At 66.5% G+C, this 18,573-nt stretch carries 20 protein-coding genes; 17 read left to right on the top strand and 3 right to left on the bottom strand.

Going from position 1 to position 18,573, the window contains the following annotated elements; translation table 11 throughout:
- Positions 1 to 75 precede the first annotated feature (75 nt).
- The gene (locus FHW64_RS05535) at positions 76 to 864 is read left to right on the top strand and encodes an IclR family transcriptional regulator (protein ID WP_184523791.1); all 789 of its coding nucleotides are present in this window, start codon (positions 76 to 78) and stop codon (positions 862 to 864) included.
- 9 nt (positions 865 to 873) lie between these two features.
- Here the strand turns inward: FHW64_RS05535 and FHW64_RS05530 are convergent, their stop codons facing one another.
- Positions 874 to 1,281: a DUF488 domain-containing protein gene (locus FHW64_RS05530; RefSeq protein ID WP_184523789.1), complete on the bottom strand. Its 408-nt coding sequence runs from the start codon at positions 1,279 to 1,281 to the stop codon at positions 874 to 876.
- 95 nt (positions 1,282 to 1,376) lie between these two features.
- On the opposite strand from FHW64_RS05530, the gene FHW64_RS05525 reads away from it, so the two are divergent.
- Positions 1,377 to 2,201 (top strand): crotonase/enoyl-CoA hydratase family protein, encoded by an 825-nt coding sequence (locus tag FHW64_RS05525; protein ID WP_184523787.1) that lies wholly within the window; start codon positions 1,377 to 1,379, stop codon positions 2,199 to 2,201.
- 15 nt (positions 2,202 to 2,216) lie between these two features.
- On the opposite strand, the gene FHW64_RS05520 is transcribed toward FHW64_RS05525, so the two are convergent.
- The gene (locus FHW64_RS05520) at positions 2,217 to 2,888 is read right to left on the bottom strand and encodes a nitroreductase (RefSeq protein WP_184523785.1); all 672 of its coding nucleotides are present in this window, start codon (positions 2,886 to 2,888) and stop codon (positions 2,217 to 2,219) included.
- A gap of 74 nt (positions 2,889 to 2,962) precedes the next feature.
- Between FHW64_RS05520 and FHW64_RS05515 the strand changes: the two genes are divergently transcribed.
- The 15 genes from FHW64_RS05515 (at position 2,963) to FHW64_RS05445 (ending at position 18,114) form a co-directional block, all read left to right on the top strand.
- Positions 2,963 to 3,181, top strand: a complete 219-nt coding sequence (locus tag FHW64_RS05515; protein WP_184523783.1) for a hypothetical protein — start codon at positions 2,963 to 2,965, stop codon at positions 3,179 to 3,181.
- A gap of 113 nt (positions 3,182 to 3,294) precedes the next feature.
- The gene (locus FHW64_RS05510) at positions 3,295 to 4,086 is read left to right on the top strand and encodes a GntR family transcriptional regulator (protein WP_260303654.1); all 792 of its coding nucleotides are present in this window, start codon (positions 3,295 to 3,297) and stop codon (positions 4,084 to 4,086) included.
- Between the two features lie 43 nt (positions 4,087 to 4,129).
- On the top strand, positions 4,130 to 5,335 hold the full coding sequence (locus tag FHW64_RS05505; protein WP_184523781.1) for an ABC transporter substrate-binding protein: 1,206 nt from the start codon (positions 4,130 to 4,132) through the stop codon (positions 5,333 to 5,335).
- Between the two features lie 13 nt (positions 5,336 to 5,348).
- Complete coding sequence (locus FHW64_RS05500; protein WP_184523779.1) at positions 5,349 to 6,221, top strand: branched-chain amino acid ABC transporter permease; 873 nt, start codon at positions 5,349 to 5,351, stop codon at positions 6,219 to 6,221.
- On the top strand, positions 6,218 to 7,216 hold the full coding sequence (locus FHW64_RS05495; protein ID WP_184523777.1) for a branched-chain amino acid ABC transporter permease: 999 nt from the start codon (positions 6,218 to 6,220) through the stop codon (positions 7,214 to 7,216). Before FHW64_RS05500 ends, FHW64_RS05495 begins: the two co-directional genes overlap by 4 nt.
- Positions 7,209 to 7,982 carry an ABC transporter ATP-binding protein gene (locus tag FHW64_RS05490; RefSeq protein ID WP_184523775.1) on the top strand — a complete coding sequence of 258 codons (774 nt, stop codon included), beginning with the start codon at positions 7,209 to 7,211 and terminating at the stop codon, positions 7,980 to 7,982. The genes FHW64_RS05495 and FHW64_RS05490 overlap by 8 nt, the downstream gene beginning before the upstream one ends.
- Complete coding sequence (locus FHW64_RS05485; protein ID WP_184523773.1) at positions 7,979 to 8,689, top strand: ABC transporter ATP-binding protein; 711 nt, start codon at positions 7,979 to 7,981, stop codon at positions 8,687 to 8,689. The genes FHW64_RS05490 and FHW64_RS05485 overlap by 4 nt, the downstream gene beginning before the upstream one ends.
- Positions 8,690 to 8,730: 41 nt before the next feature.
- Positions 8,731 to 9,687 (top strand): tripartite tricarboxylate transporter substrate binding protein, encoded by a 957-nt coding sequence (locus FHW64_RS05480; RefSeq protein WP_184523771.1) that lies wholly within the window; start codon positions 8,731 to 8,733, stop codon positions 9,685 to 9,687.
- Positions 9,688 to 9,692: 5 nt separating this feature from the next.
- Positions 9,693 to 10,958 carry a 3-isopropylmalate dehydratase large subunit gene (locus FHW64_RS05475; RefSeq protein WP_409350602.1) on the top strand — a complete coding sequence of 422 codons (1,266 nt, stop codon included), beginning with the start codon at positions 9,693 to 9,695 and terminating at the stop codon, positions 10,956 to 10,958.
- On the top strand, positions 10,955 to 11,467 hold the full coding sequence (locus tag FHW64_RS05470; RefSeq protein WP_184523767.1) for a 3-isopropylmalate dehydratase: 513 nt from the start codon (positions 10,955 to 10,957) through the stop codon (positions 11,465 to 11,467). The genes FHW64_RS05475 and FHW64_RS05470 overlap by 4 nt, the downstream gene beginning before the upstream one ends.
- Positions 11,460 to 13,175 carry a hydantoinase B/oxoprolinase family protein gene (locus FHW64_RS05465; RefSeq protein ID WP_184523765.1) on the top strand — a complete coding sequence of 572 codons (1,716 nt, stop codon included), beginning with the start codon at positions 11,460 to 11,462 and terminating at the stop codon, positions 13,173 to 13,175. The genes FHW64_RS05470 and FHW64_RS05465 overlap by 8 nt, the downstream gene beginning before the upstream one ends.
- Positions 13,172 to 15,226, top strand: a complete 2,055-nt coding sequence (locus FHW64_RS05460; protein ID WP_184523763.1) for a hydantoinase/oxoprolinase family protein — start codon at positions 13,172 to 13,174, stop codon at positions 15,224 to 15,226. Before FHW64_RS05465 ends, FHW64_RS05460 begins: the two co-directional genes overlap by 4 nt.
- Positions 15,223 to 15,837 (top strand): cysteine hydrolase family protein, encoded by a 615-nt coding sequence (locus FHW64_RS05455; protein WP_184523761.1) that lies wholly within the window; start codon positions 15,223 to 15,225, stop codon positions 15,835 to 15,837. The genes FHW64_RS05460 and FHW64_RS05455 overlap by 4 nt, the downstream gene beginning before the upstream one ends.
- Before the next feature lie 2 nt (positions 15,838 to 15,839).
- Positions 15,840 to 17,249 carry an FAD-dependent oxidoreductase gene (locus FHW64_RS05450; RefSeq protein WP_184523759.1) on the top strand — a complete coding sequence of 470 codons (1,410 nt, stop codon included), beginning with the start codon at positions 15,840 to 15,842 and terminating at the stop codon, positions 17,247 to 17,249.
- 1 nt (position 17,250) lies between these two features.
- The gene (locus FHW64_RS05445) at positions 17,251 to 18,114 is read left to right on the top strand and encodes an oxaloacetate decarboxylase (protein ID WP_184523757.1); all 864 of its coding nucleotides are present in this window, start codon (positions 17,251 to 17,253) and stop codon (positions 18,112 to 18,114) included.
- 10 nt (positions 18,115 to 18,124) lie between these two features.
- Here FHW64_RS05445 and FHW64_RS05440 read toward each other — a convergent pair whose 3' ends face one another.
- Complete coding sequence (locus FHW64_RS05440; RefSeq protein ID WP_184523755.1) at positions 18,125 to 18,481, bottom strand: hypothetical protein; 357 nt, start codon at positions 18,479 to 18,481, stop codon at positions 18,125 to 18,127.
- Between the last annotated feature and the right edge of the window lie 92 nt (positions 18,482 to 18,573).

Genomic DNA, 18,573 nt, shown 5'->3' with positions numbered 1-18,573 from the left:
AGGCTTGCAGCTTAGCGAAATTGCGCGAAAATCTCGAAAATTTTCTCACTTTCGTCTCGAAATACGAGATTTCTGATGGATTACCCCGATCCCGTTGCCTCCGATGATGCCGATCTGGCCACAACGCCCGGCCTTCGTCTGCTGCAGTTGCTCGAACTTGTCGCCGCCGGCGGCGAGCCCCAGAGTCTTTCCGACGTCGTCCGGCTCTCAGGCCAGCCCAAGCCCTCGGTGCATCGCATGCTCCAGCAACTGGAGCACGGCGGGCTGCTCTCACGCGGCAGCGACGGCCGCCGCTATGCGATCACACCGCGCCTGATGCGCTTTGCTGAAACGGTGCTGCGCGGGAGCACTGTGACCGGTGTGCGGCATGCCGTCTTGCGCCAGCTTGTCGCCGACGTGGGCGAAACCTGCAATCTCACGGCGCTGTCGGGTGCGGAGGTGATCTACCTCGATCGCGTCGAGACCGCCTTCCCGCTGCGGCTCGAATTGCGACCCGGTTCGCGCGTTCCGCTGCATTGCTCGGCGAGTGGCAAGCTCTTCCTGGCCTATCTGCCACGGGCGCAGCGCGATCGGCTTCTCGCCGGCCTGAACTACGAACGCCACACGTCGCACACCCTGCAATCGCGCGATGCCCTGGAGGCCGAACTCGACCGGATCCGCCAGAGCGGCCATTCGGTCGATGCGGAGGAGTTTATCGACGGCCTCGTCTGCGTCGCCGTGCCGGTGCGTGACGATCCGCAAGGGCCGGTGCGATGCGCGGTGGCCTTGCAGGCGCCGGCGGTGCGCATGGCGCTCCCTCAGGCGCTGCAACAGATCGAGAAGCTGCGCACCGCCGCTCAGGCCATCGCGCGTGCGATGCACTGAGCCCCGCAGTTATTTCGATTCGGGGACGATGTCCGCGCCGCGCTCGGCCAGCAGCTCGCGGAGGAACGAGCGATGGCAGCGGGCCTCGTCCTCGCAATAGCAGCCCATCGAGAACGAGCTCTGATGAGAGAGCGCCGCAAGCAGGTCGAGGCTGCGGCTCGCATCGGGCTCGGCCATCTCGCTCTTGAACTTGCGTCCGAAGGCGTTCCATTCCGACGCGACGCCCGAGGCTTGCGCGGCCTGCGCCATTTTCATCGTCTCCACCGACGGCGCGAGGTTGGGGTACCACACGTCATACCAGTTCTGCGTCGCGAACTCGCTCTTGGGCACGCCACGCGGCGGGCGGCGAACCGTGCCGATGCGCAGGCCTTCGCCGTGTGCGCGGTCGCTGCCGAGTCGAACGATGCGGATGGGCATTTGTCTTCCTCCTGGAGTCGTTGGGCGTGTGTTGGGTGGGTGACACCGGCATCATCGCCGACCGCTCATACTCCGGCCAACCCAGGAGACACCGCATGAACGACCGCATCGAATCCATCCGCCACGCCGACGGCGTGGTCGAGCTTCACCTGAACCGCGCCGACAAGATGAACGCGCTCGACCCGGCCATGTTCGATGCGCTCATCGATGCCGGCAGCCGCCTGCGCGACGACGCGAGCGTGCGCGCGGTGGTGCTCACGGGGCGGGGCAAGGCCTTCTGCGCCGGACTGGACATGCAGTCGTTCGAGCGCATGCAAGGCAACGCCGCGAACATCGTGGGCGACGGTTCGTCCGGCAAGGACCTGACCGACCGCACCCACGGCATTTCCAACGCCGCGCAGTATGTCGCGATGGTCTGGCGCGAAGTGCCGGTGCCCGTGATCGCCGCAGTGCATGGCGTGGCCTTCGGCGGCGGCTTGCAGGTTGCGCTCGGCGCGGACCTGCGGCTGATCGCGGCGGACACGAAGTTGTCGGTCATGGAGATCAAGTGGGGCCTCGTGCCCGACATGGGAGGCATGGTGCTGATGCGCGAGCTGGCACGCAACGACGTTGTGCGCGAGCTCACCTACACCGGACGGATCTTCTCGGGCGAAGAAGCGGTAAAGCTCGGCTTCGCGACGCGCGTGTCGGCCGACCCGTTGGCCGAGGCCCTGGCGATGGCGCACGAGATCGCGCAGAAGAGCCCGGATGCGATCCGCGCCGGAAAACGACTGCTCAACGCCGCCATGGGCCACAGCGCGACCGAGCTGCTGCTGGCCGAATCGGTCGAGCAGAAGGCGCTGATCGGCAGCCCCAATCAGGCCGAGGCGGTGCGCGCCAACATCGAACGCCGCGCGCCAGTGTTCAGCGACCCGCGCTGACAGGCGCCGGTCGCTTCAGGCGCCCCTGAAGCGCAGCCATTCTTCGGCAGGCGCGCGGTCGCTCACGAGGCCGTTCACCGGATGTTCCGGGTTGCGGTGGCCGATCGCCATCCCGCAGAACAACATGCGCTCGGGCGGCAGCTCGATCGCCTTGCCGATGGTCACGGGGTAGATCGCCCAGCATTCCTGCGCGCAACTGTCGAGGCCCTCCGCACGCAGGAGCAGCATCACGGTCTGCAGGTACATGCCGAGGTCGGACCACTGCGGAGGTCCCATCGAGCGATCGACCGAGCAGAAGAGCGCCACCGGCGCACCGAAGAAATCGAAGTTGTTGGCGAACCAGCGACGACGCGCCGCCTTGTCTTCGCGCGGGATGCCCAGGCGCGCGTACATCGCCTCCCCGACCTGGAAGCGCCGGTCGCGCCAGGGCGAGCGCAGGTTGGGCGGATAGATGTCGTACTCGGTGGGTTCGGGCTCGCGGCCTTCCATGAGGTTGCGACGCATCTGCGCCCGGAGGGCGGCGAGGGCGTCGCCGGTCACCACGTCGATGTGCCACGGCTGAAGATTTCCCCCGGACGGTGCGCGTGCAGCCTGCGTGAGAACCCTGCGGAGAACCTCCGGATCCACCGGCGTCGGCAGGAAGGAGCGGATGGAGTGGCGGCTGGTAACGGCGTCCTGGATCTGCATGAGCAACGGGGTGGTGTCAATGGCTCGATTTAAGCAGGTTCCTCTTGGGCAGGCGGCATACTTCGCGCGTGGCAATGATTCTTCTCCATCGTCTGGCGGCCCAGCAGCTGCCCATTGCGGTCACCGGCGGCGACCAGGTCGACGCCGTGCGGGTGTTGAGCCTGGCCGGTCACATCAAGGCATCGATCCCGAAGCCGGTGCGCACGCTTGACGGCTTCGAGCAGCCCGCAGCGATCGTTTCCGAGATCACGTCGCTCGGGCGCAGCATGCTCAAGCGCTTTCCGATCAAGTAGCCGGCAGTCCGGAGCGCCCCGCAAGGGGGCGTGTTTTCCCTCATATGGGGCGTACATATCGGCCTCAAATGTCCTATTGACGGGACAAGAGAACGACGCAACCATCGGGCCCCATGTCCCAGATGCCGCTGCCGAAGTACCACCAGATTTATCTGTTGCTGTGCGAGCAGTTGGCTGAAGGCCGGTTCATCGACGGACTGCCCGGCGAGTTCGCGCTGATGGAAGAGTTCGGCGTCGCCCGCGTCACGGTGCGACGTGCGCTCGAGAAGATGGCAGCCGAAGGGCTGATCTCGCGCGAGCCGGGCCGCGGCACTCGCCCCATCGGCAGGCCTCCTGTTTCCATCGAGCAAGGCGCGCACGACGTGCAGCGCGCCAATCTCGGTGGCCTGCTCGAAAACCTCGTCAGCATGGGCCTGCGCACCTCGGTCAAGGTGATCGACGTGCAGACCGTCACCGCCTCGGTCAGCGTCGCCGCGGCGCTGCAACTCAATCCCGGTGACGCGGTCCAGAAGGCCGTCCGCGTGCGTTCCACGCGCGAGGGGCCGCTGTCGCACATCACCACCTACGTGCCTGCCGAGGTCGCGCGCCGCTTCGGCCGACGCGAGCTCGCCCGCAAGCCGATCCTCGTGCTGCTCGAAGAAGCCGGCGTGCAGGTCGGCAGGGCGCACCAGACCATCACCGCCAAGCTCGCCGATGCGGCGCTGGCGCAGCACCTCGACGTTTCCGTCGGGTCTGCGCTGCTGGCCGTGCGTCGGCTGGTCTACGACATCAACGAAAGGCCTGTGCAGTGGCTGCACGGCCTGTACCGGCCCGATCGCTACACCTACGAGATGCAGTTGTCCCGCGTGGGCGGCATCGACGCCAAGGTGTGGGTGAGCAAAGAGCTCGGGGCGCAGTTCACTTAGCCCGCCATCACCGATTCACCACGATTCACAACGAGGAGTCCCCATGGAAAACCGCCGTCGCTTCCTGTCGCAGACCGCCGCCCTCGGCACGTCGCTTGCCTTCCCGCTGATCGGGGGCGCGCAGCCCAAGCCGGTGCGCGTCGGCGTGCTGCATCCCGTGACCGGGGCGCTGGCCTATTCGGGGCAGCAATGCCGGCTCGGCGCGCAACTAGCCATCGACGACATCAACCAGGCCGGTGGCATCAAGTCGCTGGGCGGCGCGAAGATCGAGGCAATGCTCGGCGACGCGCAATCGCAGCCGCAGGCCGGCGCGGCCGAGGTCGAGAAGATGAACGAGGCGGGTGTCTCCGCCATCGTCGGCGCGTTCGCCTCGGCGATCTGCCTGGCTACCACGCAGGCTGCCGCAAAGTACAACCTGCCGCATGTGGTCGATGTCGGCGTGGCCGACCAGATCGTCGAGCGCGGACTGAAGAACACCTTCCGCTTCGGCCCCGGCTACAAGAAGTCGACGGAAGTCGCGATGGCGAACCTGCTGGTGCTCAACAAGGCAGCGGGCAGCCCGGCGAAGACGGTGATGATCATCCACGAGGAGTCGCTCTTCGGCACCGGCACTGCGCAGCTGCTATCGCGCGAGCTGCCCGGCTACGGCTTCGAAGTGAAGGAAGTGGTGAAGCACGCGAACCCCACGCGCGACTTCAACAACATCGTGCTGCGCATGAAGTCCGTGAACCCGGACATCGTGATCCCGGCCAACTACTACAACGAATACGCACTGCTGGTGCGCACCATGCAGCAGCAGAAGGTGCAGCCGAAGGCGATCTTCTCGGTGCTGGGCGGCGCCGCGTCGAGCTACAAGTTCGTCAAGGAGTTCCCGGACGCGGCCAACGGCATCATCGACTGCAACCACTGGTTCAACCCGAAGGACAAGCGCTCGCAGGAACTGCGCAAGCGGGTCGAGGCCAAGGACCAGTTCTTCAGCTACGAGGTCTTCATGACCTACACCTCGATGATGCTGCTGGCCGATGCGCTGGAGCGCGCCAAGTCGAGCGACCGCGCCGCGATCATCGATGCGCTCGAGAAGAGCACCTTCTCGAATCACATCATGCCGTACGGTCCGACGAAGTTCGTCAACGGGCAGAACGAAGGGGCCCAGCCGTTGATGACGCAGGTCGTGAAGAACGACATCAAGGTCATCATCCCGCGCGACTACCGCGAAGTGGAACCGGTGTTCCCGCTGCGCGCAGCTTGAGCCGGCTCACAGGATGTTCGATTTCGGCATTCTCTTTCCGTCGGTCCTCAACGGGCTGACGACCGGCGCGGTCTACGCACTGATCGCGCTGGGGCTCACGCTGATCTACGGCGTCCTGCACATCATCAACTTCGCGCACGGCGCCTGCCTGATGCTGGCGCTGTACGCGGTGTACTTCCTCAAGGAACGGCTGGGCATCGACCCATACCTGGCACTGCCGATCGTGGTGCCCGGCATGTTCGCGCTCGGCTACGGATTGCAGCGAATCGTCATCAATCGTGCGGGGCACGGCAAGGACGAGAACATCCTGCTTGCGACGCTCGGCATTGCGATCGTGATGGAGAACCTGGCGCTGCTGTTCTTCAAGTCCGACACGCGCAACATCGACACTGCCTATTCGCTCTCCACAGTTGCCATCGGTCCGGCAATGATCGCCGTGCCCAAGCTGGTGGCTTTCGCTGGCGCTCTGGTGGTGTCCGCGGTGCTGTTCTGGATCATGGGCCGCACCGACCTCGGACGCGCGATCCGCGCGGTCGCCAAGGAGAAGGAGGGCGCGAAGCTCATGGGCATCGACGTGGACCATGTCTACGCGATGAGCTTCGGCATCGGGCTCGCATGCCTCGGTGCCGCAGCCTGCTTCCTGCTGCCGGCCTACTACGTGAACCCGCAGGTGGGCGGCGGCTTCGTGCTGGTGGCCTTCACCATCGTGGTGTTGGGCGGCATGGGCAGCTTCGTCGGCGCGCTGGTCGGTGGCTTCCTCGTCGGCGTGGTCGAGTCTCTCGGCGGCCTGTACCTCGGTGAATCGCTGGGGCAGATCGGCATCTTCGCGATCTTCATCGGCGTGGTGCTGTTCCGGCCGCAGGGCATGTTCGGAGCGCGGGCATGAGCGTTTCGAACGTATCGAATTCCGGTGCGCGGCATCTGGCCGGTATCGCGGTCTTTGCAGTGTTGGTGGCCTGTCTGCCACTCGTGACTTCATCGGGCGTGGCACTCAACTTCGTGATGATGGCGCTCTATGCCACATTGATCGCGCAGGCCTGGAACATCCTCGGCGGCTTTGGTGGGCAGTTCTCCTTCGGGCATGCGCTGTTCTTCGGCACCGGTGCGTACATCCAGGCGATTGCGCAGCTCCAGGGTGGCATCAACGCGTGGGTCGCGCTGCCGATGGCGGTTGTTGGCAGTGCACTCGTTGGCCTCTTCGTCGGGGCGCTGACGTTCCGCTACGGGCTCAAGGGCTCGTACTTTGCGCTGGTCACATTGGCTTTCGCGGAGGTGTTCCGGATCGTCGCGCTGTCGGTGAACTTCACTGGCGGTGGCGTCGGATTGATGGTGCCGCTGCGCGAGTCGGCAGGCAATCTCCAATTCGCTTCGCGCGCCGGCTACCTGTGGGTTGTGCTGGGCTTCGTCATCGCGGCGCTGCTGGTCACCTGGTGGCTGCGCAACAGTCGCTTCGGTGCCTACCTGCAGGCGGTGCGCGACAACGAGGATGCCGCGCGCGCCGTCGGTGTCGACCCGTTCCGCGTCAAGCTCGTGGCCATCGCCATTTCGGGCGCCTTCATGGGCGCGGCGGGGGCGTTCTACGTGCAGGTGTTCCAGTACATCGATCCGGGCATCGCCTATGGCTCGACCACTTCCGTCGAAGCACTGGTTGCGGCCATCGTCGGCGGAATGGGCACGCTGTGGGGGCCGGTGCTCGGCGCGGCGGCACTCCATGTGCTGTCGGACTTCACGCGCAATCTGTTCGGCGAACTGCCGGGCATCAACATGGTGATCTACGGCGTGGTGCTGGTGCTGATCGTGATCTTCCTGCCACGCGGCATCGCGGGCATCGGGTTGTCGGTGCGGCAGCTCTGGGCAGGGAAGGGAGGCCATCGTGGCTGATCCTCTCCTGGTGCTCGACGGCATCTCGCGGTCCTTCGGCGGGCTGAAGGCGGTGCAGAACGTGAGCCTGTCCGTGCGCGAAGGCAGCCTGACTGCGCTGATTGGCCCGAACGGCGCTGGCAAGACCACGCTCTTCGCGCTGATGTCGGGCTTTCTCAAGCCGGACACCGGCACGGTGCGCTTCGCTGGGCAGGACATCACCGGGCGCGAGCCGCATCGCAACGCGTTGCTCGGCATGACGCGCACCTTCCAGATCGTGAAGCCGTTCGCGGCGCAGACGGTGCGCGAGAACATCGCCGTCGGTGCGCACCTGCACGTGAAGGCCCGCGGCGAGGCGCTCCAGCGTGCGGAGGAAGTCGCTGTGCGCGTCGGCCTCGCGCCGCAACTCGACAAGCCGGCATCCGATCTCACCGTCGCTGGGCGCAAGCGCCTCGAACTCGCGCGCGCACTCGCGACGCAGCCGCGCCTGCTGCTGCTCGACGAAGTGCTCGCCGGACTCAACCCGCAGGAGATCGCCGAGATGATGCCGGTGGTGCGCGGCATCGCCGATGGTGGCGTGACCGTGCTGATGATCGAACACGTGATGCAGGCGGTGATGAATCTTGCCGAGCATGTCTGGGTGCTGGCGCAAGGCCAGTTGATCGCCGAAGGCAGCCCGGCGCAGGTCACCTCTAACGACAAGGTGGTCGAGGCCTACCTGGGCCACGGCACCGCGGCGCGTCTGCGCAAGGCTGGCGTCAATGCGCCGCAGGAGGTCACGGCATGACGACGCTGCTCGACATCCAGAACCTGCGCGGCGGCTATGGACGCGTTGAAGTGCTGCGCGGCGTGGACCTGCGCGTGAACGCGGGCGAAATGGTGGCGCTGCTCGGCAGCAATGGCGCTGGCAAGTCCACGCTCAACAAAATGATCTGCGGTCTCTGCCCAGCCTGGAGTGGTTCGGTGCACTTCGACGGCCAGGACCTGAGCGGCGCGCACTACCGCGAGGTGGTGAAGGCCGGACTGATCCAGGTGCCCGAAGGCCGCAAGGTGTTCCCGAATCTCAGCGTGCTGGAGAACCTCGAACTCGGCTCCTTCACGCGGGCACGCGAGCGCCGCGCAAGCAACCTCGACAAGGTGTTCGGCATCTTCCCGCGTCTCAAGGAACGCATTGGCCAGGCGGCCGGCACCATGAGCGGCGGCGAACAGCAGATGCTCGCCATCGGTCGCGGGCTGATGGCCGAGCCGGTGCTGCTGATCCTCGACGAGCCTTCGCTGGGCCTCTCGCCACTGCTGGTCGAAGAGATGTTCTCGCTCATCCGCCAGCTTCGCGAGGACGGCCTCGCAGTGCTGCTGGTCGAGCAGAACGTCGGCCAGTCGCTGGAGATCGCCGACCGGGCCTATGTGCTCGAAAACGGAAGCGTCCGCTTCTCAGGGTTGCCGCAGGAACTGCTGGGCAGCGACGAACTTCGGCGCGCGTACCTGGGCCTCTGACGGCCGTCGCAATCGCGCATTTCATCGATACGGGAGACAACATGAAACGTCGAGACATTCTCATTTCCTCGGCCGCGCTTGCGCTGGCCGCGAGCGCTCGTGCGCAGATCGGCGGCGTGCCGGTGCGCATCCTCGTGGGGGCGCCTGCCGGTGGCTCCACCGACACGCTGGCGCGCACGCTGGCCGCCAGCATGGCCCCAGCGCTTGGCCGCCCGGTGATCGTCGAGAACCGCCCGGGCGCCGGCGGCAACATCGCAGCCGAGCTCGTCGCCAAGGCGCCGCCGGACGGCAACACGCTGCTGATGAGCTTCACCAGCCATGCGATCAACGCGACGCTCTATCCGTCGCTGCCTTTCGATCCGGTCAAGGACTTCACCCCGCTCACGCTGGTGGCGACTTCGCCGTCGATCCTCGTCGCGCATCCCTCGCTGCCTGCGAACAACGTGAAGGAACTGATCGCACTCGCGAAGGCCAAGCCGGGGCAGCTCAACTTCGCGATCGGCTCGGTCGGCTCGTCGCTGCACATGGCGGGCGAGGCCTTCAAGATGCAGTCGGGCGTGGACATCGTCAACATTCCGTACAAGGGCACGGCGCCGGCGGTGCAGGACGTGCTCGCAGGCCAGGTGCAACTGATGTTCGCGGCGGTGGGCAATGCGCAGGCGCACATCCAGGCCGGCAAGCTCAAGGCGCTGGGCGTGACCACCGCCAAGCGGTTGCCGCAGTTCCCCGATGTGATGGCGATCGCCGAAGTGCTGCCGGGCTATGAGTCCAGCGCGTGGTTCGGTCTCTTCGGGCCGGGCCGCATGAAGCCTGAGTTGGCGCGCAAGATCAGTGACGCGGCGCGCCAGGCGATCGGCACGCCCGAGATGCACAAACGGCTGGATGCCGAAGGTGCGATCCCGGTCGGCAATTCGCCCGAGCAGTTCGCGCCCTTTGTGCAGAGCGAGATCACGCGCTGGGCGAAGGTGGTGAAGTTCTCTGGAGCGAAACCGGAATGAACTCGATGGCCTCCGCCCAGACATTGGCGCAGAAGCTGATCGCTCGCTCGAGCGGTCGCGACAGCGTTGCCGTCGGCGAGATCGTCAACTGCGCTGTCGATCTGGCAATGTTCCACGACTCGTCCGGCCCGCGTCGGCTCAAGCCGATGCTGGAGGAAATCGGCGCCGAGATCTGGGACCGCTCGCGTGTTGTGCTCGTGATGGACCACTACGTGCCCGAGCGCGACGACGATTCGCGCCGCATCGTGCGCATTGCGCGCGAATGGGCACGCGATCAGCAGCTGCCGCATGTCTACGACAGCCAGGGCATCTGCCACGTGGTGGTGCCGCAGCATGGCCACATCCGTCCCGGGATGATGTGCGTGGGCGGCGATTCGCATTCGCCGACCGGCGGCGCCTTCGGTGCGTACATGTTCGGCGTGGGCAGCACCGAGATGCTCGGCGTGGTGGTCAGCGGCGAGATCTGGCTGCGCGTGCCCGAGACCATCCAGATGTGGTGGGACGGTGCACTCCCGAAGGGCGTGACCGCCAAGGACATGATGCTTCACATGATCGGCCGCTTCGGCATGAACGGCGGCCGCTACCAGGCAGTGGAGTTCTGCGGGCCGGCAGTGATGGCACTTTCGATGCAGGAACGCATGACGCTGTCGAACATGAGCGCGGAGCTCGGCGCACAGGCAGGTTTGATTGCACCCGATGCGACCACCGCTGCGTTCCTCGCTGGCGCGGGCGTTCCGCATGTCGACACCCGGCCATGGTTCACCGATGACGACGCGGAGTTCACGCGCCATCGCTTCAACGCGAGCACGCTGGAGCCGCACATCGCCGCACCGCACAGCCCGGCCAATTCCCATGGCGTGAGCCGCTTCGCCGGCATGCCAATTGACATCGCCTACATCGGCGCATGCACCGGAGCGAAGCTGGAAGACCTTCGGGCGGCCGCCCAGGTGCTGCGCGGTCGCAAGGTCGCGAAAGGCGTGCGGTTGATGGTGGCGCCCGCCAGTGTGCGCGACCAGAAGCTCGCGCAGGAGGAGGGCGTGCTGCAGGCACTGACTGATGCGGGCGCGGAGTTGTTTCCGACCGCATGCGGCGCGTGCTCCGGCTACGGTGACCCGATGGGCGACGACGTGACCGTCATCTCCACGACGGCGCGCAACTTCAAGGGGCGCATGGGTTCACCGACCGCGCAGGTGTATCTGGGCTCGCCCTATACCGTCGCGACGGCCGCACTGCGCGGTAGCGTTGCCGATCCGCGGGAGGTGCTCGCATGACCGCGCCGACAAAGCATCGCGTATGGCGCCTCGGCGCCGACATCGACACCGACGCCCTCGCGCCCGGGCATGCCATGAAGCATGGCATCGACATCATCGCCACGCACTGCCTGGAGGCCATTCGCCCCGAGTTCGCGCGCGAGGTGCAGCCGGGCGACGTGATCGTGGCAGGCCCGAACTTCGGTATCGGTTCATCGCGCGAACAGGCCGCCGCCGTGCTGGTGAAGCTCGGCGTCGCTGCCGTGATCGCACCGGCCTACAGCGGGCTTTTCTTCCGCAACGCATTCAACCTCGGTCTGCTCCTTCTGACCTGCCCGAAGGCCGAAGTGCTGCTCGAAGGCGACCGCATCGGGATCGACGCCGACGCCTCGACACCCGTCGTGATCGCACCCGATGGCACGCGCCTCGAATGCGACGCGGTGCCTTCGTTCCTCATGGACATGGTCCGCGCAGGCGGACTGTTGAACCAGCTACGCCAGCGTGCTGGCAAGAAAGCAAGTCATGCCTGATCCCTCCCACGCCCCAGCGATCGACCCCGTGACGCTCGCCGTGCTTCGCGGCCGGCTCGAACAGGTGGCCGATGAAATGGATGCCACGCTCTACCGCAGCGCGTTCAATCCCATCATTGCCGAGGCGCACGACGCCTGCCACGGCCTCTACGACGCCATCACCGGCGACACGCTGGTGCAGGGCAAATCAGGCCTGCCGGTGTTCGTCGGCGCGATGGCCTTCGCCGTGCGCGCGACGGCGAAGGCGGCCCAGTCCCGCGATGATGGCCGTGGCGGCATGCAGGACGGCGACATCTGGATCAGCAACGACGCCTACGACGGTGGCACGCATGCCAACGACTTCAAGCTGGTGCGGCCCTTCTTCCGCAACGGCAAGCTCTACTGCTACATGGCATCGGCGGCGCACTGGCACGACGTCGGCGGCGCGGTACCGGGCAACTACAACCCGGCCGCGACCGAGTGCTGGCAGGAAGCAGTGCAGATCCCGCCGGTGCGCATCGTGCGCAATGGTGTTCTCGATCGCGACGTGCTCGCGATCCTGCAAGCCAACACGCGGCTGCCCGACAGCCTCTGGGGTGACCTCAACGGCCAACTCGCCGCGCTGGAACTGGGCGCCAAGCGGCTCGACGGTCTGCTCGACGAATACGGCGACGATCTCGTGCTGCAGGCCCTCGGCGAACTGCGCAGCCGCGCGCTGCGGCTGATGCGCTCGCACATCGCATCGCTGCCGGATGGTCGCTACAGCTTCGAGGACGTGCTGGACAACGACGGCATCACGCCCGAGCCGCTGACGATCGCGCTGGACATGACCGTTGCCGGCGACCGCCTGCTGCTCGACTTTTCGCGCACCTCGCCGCAATGCGCGGGGCCGGTGAACATTTCGCGTGCAACTGCGATCGCGGCCTGCTACGTGGCGCTCAAGCACCTCTTCCCCGATGTGCCTGCGAATGCCGGCGTGCTCGATGCGGTCGATTTCGTGCTGCCCGATCGCCTCGTCATCAGCGCCGAGCGGCCACGGCCGGTGGGTGGCTACACCGAGACGATCCTGCGGATGATCGACGTGATCTTCAGCGCCGCCGCAAAGGCAGACCCGAAGCGCGCGGTGGCGCAGGCCTACGGCACCATCAATGCGCTTTCGATCGCCGGCCTGCGCAGCGACGCGGGTCGCGAAGGCCAGCGCTGGGTGATGTTCAGCTTCTTCGGCGGTGGGCATGGCGGACATGCGTCGGGTGACGGGTTGTCGCACGGCAATGCGCCGATCTCCACCGCGACGATTCCGCCGCTGGAGATCCTCGAAGCGGCCTATCCGGTGCGTTTCACCGAATGGTCGCTGCGCGCGGACTCGGGTGGCGAGGGCCAGCATCGCGGCGGACTCGGTGCGGTCTATGAGATTGAGCTGCTAGAGAAGGATGCCGAGGTGTTCGTCTTCGGCGAACGCGGCACCTCGCCGCCCAAGGGCATCGCGGGCGGGGGCTCGGGCGCGGTCAACGTCTTCCGCTACGAAAACGAAGGCGCGTGGCACGAGCCACCGATGGTGTCGAAGATGCGCGGCATTCGCCTGGTGCGCGGCGAGCGAGTGCGCCTCGAAACCCCCGGCGGCGGCGGGTGGGGCAGCGCGGCAGAGCGGCAGCCCGAAGAGCGCGACCGCGACCGCGCGATGGGCTACGTAACCACTGGCGCGAACGCCGGCAGGAAAGCATCCGAATGACTTCGAAACAGCAATCTCTCGTCGTCGGCGTCGATGTCGGCGGCACCTTCACCGATCTGTTCGTGCTGGACGAAGCGAGCGGCACCGCGCGCATCGTCAAGGTGCCCTCCACGCGCGGCGAAGAAGCGCGCGGCTTCATGAACGGCGTGGCGCGCGTTGCCGATTCGGCCGCCGCGATCGCGACCATCGTGCACGGCACCACCGTCGGCACGAACGCATTGCTCGAACGCAAGGTGGCACGCACCGGCATCATCACCACGCGCGGCTTCCGCGATGTGCTGGAGATGCGCCGTCGCGACCGCCCGCAGACCTGGGGCCTGCGTGGCAGCTTCACGCCGGTGGTGCCGCGCGACCTGCGCCGCGAAGTCGACGAGCGCGTGCTGGCCGACGGAACGCTGCACACCGAGGTCGATCTCGACCAGGTGCGCGCCGAGGCGCGTGCGCTGCGCGATGCGGGCTGTGATGCGGTGTGCGTCTTCTTCATCAACACCTACGCCAATCCGGAGAACGAACGGCGCGCGGTCGAGGCAGTGCGCGAGCTCTGGCCCAACGCACATGTCACCTCGGCGAGCGAAGTGCTCCCCGAAATCCGCGAGTTCGAGCGCTGCTCGACCGCGACGCTCAATGCCTCGCTTCAGCCGGTGGTCGGTGGCTATCTGGAGCGGCTCGAATCCGACCTGCGCGCGCAAGGCTTCGGCGGCGAACTGCTGGTGGTGCAGAGCAACGGCGGCGTGATGTCGCGGCAGACAGCGAGCGACCTGCCGGTGCGTACTGCACTATCCGGTCCCGCAGCAGGTGTGATCGCCTGCGCGGCTATCGCGCGCGCGGCGGGCTATCCGAATGCGATCACCGGCGACATGGGCGGCACCTCCTTCGACGTGTCGCTGGTCGCTGATGGCGAAGCGGCGCTGGCGGCACAGACCGCGATCGAGTTCGGCATGGTGATCCGCTCGCCGATGATCCAGATCGAGACGATCGGCGCGGGCGGCGGCTCCATCGCATCGGTGGATGCGAGCGGCATGCTCCAGGTCGGCCCCGAATCGGCGGGCAGCATCCCCGGACCGGCCTGCTATGGGCGCGGCAACATGCGGCCGACGGTGACCGATGCCAACGTGCTGCTGGGTCGCATCGCAGCGGACCGGCCTCTCGGTGGCGGGCTGCTTGCAGCGCTGGATGCGGAGAAATCACGACAGGCCATCGAAGAACACGTCGCCCGGCCGCTCGGGCTCGACGTGCATGCGGCGGCGGAGGCGATCCTCACCGTGGCGAATGCGCGCATGGCGGGCGCTATCCGGCTGGTGTCGATCGAGCGCGGCCATGATCCGCGACGCTTCGCCTACATGCCCTTCGGCGGCGGCGGTGCGCTGCATGTGTGCGCGATGATGCGCGAGGTCGGCGTGGGCACGGGCATCGTGCCGCGCTATCCGGGCGTCACATCGGCGCTGGGCTGCGTGATCGCGGACATGCGGCATGACGCGGTGCAGACCATCAACCGGCCTCTCACCGAAGTCGATGTGGCCGACCTGCAGCGGCGCATCGATGAGCTTGCAGCGGCGTGCCAGCGCCGACTCGATTCGGCGGGCGTGCGTTTCGACGCAGTGCGCGAGGTGATCGCGCTCGACATGCTCTATGCGGGGCAGACGCACACCCTGCCGGTCGAACTGCCGGATGCGCGCAGCAAGCCGTTGACGGTCGATTCGATCCGCTCGGCTTTCGAGGCAGCCTACGCCGCGGCCTTCGGGCGTGTGCTCGATGGCATTCCGATCCGCGTGATGAACCTTCGCTATGCGCGTATCGGCGTGCGGCCCAAGTTCGATCTTGCGGTGCTTGCGCCGGAAGGAAAGGGCAGCGTCGCGCCGCTCGGCACGCAGCGTGTCTTTCATGAGGGCAGTTGGCACGACGCGGTGCGCTACGCGCGGCTCGAATTGCCGGTCGGAACGCGCATCGATGGTCCCGCGATCCTCGAACAACCTGACACCACCGTGTGGCTCGAACCCGGCTTCCACGCCGAGGTCGACGCGCACGGCAACCTGCTGGTGAGGCTGTCATGAGTGCCGGCGAACCCATCGTCGGCGCGAAGAGCGCGCTGGTCATCATCGATCTGCAGAACGATTTCCTCGACCCGAAGGGCGCGTATGCGCGGGGCGGCGACCGCAATCCGCCGGCACTCCTCCTGCCCGCACGGGTGGCGGAGGTGGCGCGTGCGATGAGGGCTCGGGGCGGCATGGTGGTCGCAAGCCAGTTCACGCTGTGGCCGGACGCATCGGGCGAGCCGATGGTCTCGCCGCATCTCAAGGCGCTCAGGCCGTATCTGAAGAAGGGCGACTTCGCGCCCGGAAGCTGGGGGCAGGCCAACGTCGATGCGCTCGCTGGGTTGGTCGATGTGGCCGTCTGCAAGGTCGCCTATTCCGCCTTCTTCAACACGCAGCTTGATTGGGTTCTGCGACGCGCCGGCATCGACACCGTCGCGGTCTGCGGCATCGTGACCAACGGCGGCGTGGCGAGCACGGTACGCGATGCGCACATGCGCGACTACCGCACGCTGGTGCTGTCAGATGGTTGCGCAGCGTTCGGCGAAGAGCGGCACCAGACGTCGCTTGCCGACATGCGCAATGTGGCCGAGGTCACCGACTGCGCGGCCTTCATCCAGTCGCTGGGTTGACGATGACCGACGGACCTTCGCGCCGGATCCGGCGTGCGCAAGTCATCGATGCCGATGCGCAGGTGCCTGTGGCGATCGTCGGCGGGGGCGCGTGCGGACTCACCGCGGCTTTGATGCTTGCCGATGCGGGCATCGAATGCGTGGTGCTCGAACGTGACGCGGTGCCGAGCGGATCGACGGCGCTGTCTTCAGGGTTCATCCCCGCGCCCGGTACGCGCGTGCAGCGTGAGCATGGCGTGACCGACGACAGCGCCGAACGCTTCGCGGCGGACATCCAGTCGAAGGCGCACGGACGCGCCTCGCAGGTGCTGGTCGATGCCTATTCGAAAGCGGTCGGCCCGGCGCTGGACGCACTCCAGGAGCGGCACGGGCTCGACTGGATCCTGCTCGACGGCTTTCTCTATCCGGGTCACAGCGTGCACCGCATGCATGCGTTGCCGCAGAAGACAGGTGCCGCGCTGATGGCGCGCCTGCAGTCGGCAGGCGAAACGGCGGGCATTCCGGTGCTGACGCAGGCGGTCGTCGACACGCTGGTCGTGAACTCGGACGACCGCGTGATCGGCATCGAATACCGGCGGCCGGACGGCCACCGCGAGACGCTGGGGTGCGATGTGCTGCTGCTGGCCTGCAACGGCTTTGGCGGCAACGCCTCGATGGTGCGCGAGCTGCTGCCCGAGATGGCCGAGGCGACTTTCGGTGGCCATGTCGGCAACGATGGCAGCGCGATCCTGTGGGGTGAGACGCTGGGCGCGCGGCTGCGCGATCTGGGCGGCTATCAGGGGCACGGCTCGTGGGTGACACCGCAGGGCGCACTGATGTCGTGGGCAGTCATCATGGAAGGCGGCGTGCAGATCAATCGCGACGGCCGGCGGTTTCACGACGAGACGCAGGGTTATTCCGAAGCGGCGGTGCACGTGCTCGCGCAGCCCGGCGGCATCGCATGGAATGTGTTCGATGCGCCGCTTCTCGAACTCGCGCGCGGCTTTCCGGATTTCTGCGATGCGGAGGCTGCCGGAGCGCTGCGGCGTTGCGAAACGGTTGCTGATCTGGCGGCCTGCATCGGGTGTGATGAGACCGTCCTCGCGGGGACGCTTTTGGCGTTGCGCGAGAAGGCACCGCAACCCGATGGCCGCGTTTTCTCGCGCGGTCTTGATGCGCCGTACTACGCGGTGAAGGTGACCGGCGCACTGTTCCACACCCAAGGCGGACTCGACACCACGGACGACATGCGCGTGCTGCGTGCCAATGGCTCGACCTTCGCCAACCTGCTCGCCGCAGGCGGTGCGGCCGGAGGCGTATCGGGCGACGCCGTGTGGGGTTATCTCTCGGGCAACGGACTGCTGAGTGCCGTGGCCGGTGGCTATATCGCTGCGCGCACCGCTGCGGCGCTCGTTTCTTCAGGGGAGTCATGAAATGACCGACAAGACATTCAAGGCGCGTCTCGCGTCGAAAGACATCGTTCTCGCGCCTGGCGTCTACGACGCGCTGAGCGCGCTCGTCGCCGAGCAGAGCGGGTTCGAGGCGCTCTACCTTTCCGGCGCATCGATCGCCTACACGCGACTGGGCCGCTCGGACATCGGCCTCACCACCTTCACCGAAGTCGCCGACACCCTCGCGCGAATCACCGAGCGCGTGAGCATCCCTGTCATCGTCGATGCGGACACCGGCTTCGGCAACGCGCTCAACACCCAGCGCACCGTGCGCGGCTTCGAGCGCGCCGGCGCGGCGATGGTGCAGATCGAGGACCAGACCTTTCCGAAGAGATGCGGTCACCTCGACGGCAAGGCGGTGGTACCGGTGCGCGAGATGGTCGGCAAGCTCAGGGCCGCACTCGATGCGCGAGCTTCAAGCGACACGCTGATCCTTGCGCGCACCGACGCCGTGGCGGTCGAGGGGCTGGATGCGGCGCTCGATCGTGCCGAGGCCTATTTCGAGGCTGGGGTGGATGCGCTCTTCATCGAGGCATTGCGTTCACCCGAGCAGATGGACGCGGCCTGCAAGCGCTTCGCGGATCGCATTCCGCTCTTGGCCAACATGGTCGAAGGCGGCAAAACGCCCATCCAGGACGCAGATGCGTTGCAGGCTCACGGCTTCCGGATTGCGATCTTCCCGGGCGGTACGGCGCGGGCGGTTGTGCACACGCTGCAGGGCTACTACGGCAGCCTGCACACGCATCGCACCACGCAGCCATGGCGATCGCAGATGCTGGACTTCGACGCCCTGAACGAGGTCATCGGCACGCCGGAGCTGATGCGTACCGGCAAGAACTACGAGTAGTTGAAAAAGGTCATGCGCAGCGCGCGTACACCAAGGCCAGATAGTCCGTGTGCTTGCGCAGCGCCTCGAGCTGCTGGAGCGTCGTGCCGGTCACGCGGTCATCCGGGTCGAACTTCAGGCTGCCGTCCGCGAGCAGGATGAAGTGCGTTGTGCCACGCGGCAGCCCCGGTCGGGTTCCCACGTTGACGTAGCCGCAGCCGGCGCCCGTGGTGCGGTTGTACTTGACGCCCGAGAAGGTCGCGAAGCCATCCGGGAGTTGCTTGCGCACGCTGGTCTCGACCTTCCAGACCGGAAAGTAGAACCACCACACGACAAGGCAGCCGACGAAAAGCGCGATCCCGACCAAGGCCGATACGAGCACTCTCATGTTTCGCTCCTTTCTCCCAGGAGTGAAACATTCTAGTAAGAATTAAAACTTTGGTTTAATTTTCGGCGCCATTTTGGCGCCATATCTCGATC

Origin of the sequence: Variovorax sp. Sphag1AA (genome assembly GCF_014192575.1) — a bacterium.
Classification (GTDB): Bacteria; Pseudomonadota; Gammaproteobacteria; order Burkholderiales; family Burkholderiaceae_C; genus Variovorax.
This window is presented reverse-complemented; position numbering and strand designations above follow the sequence as displayed.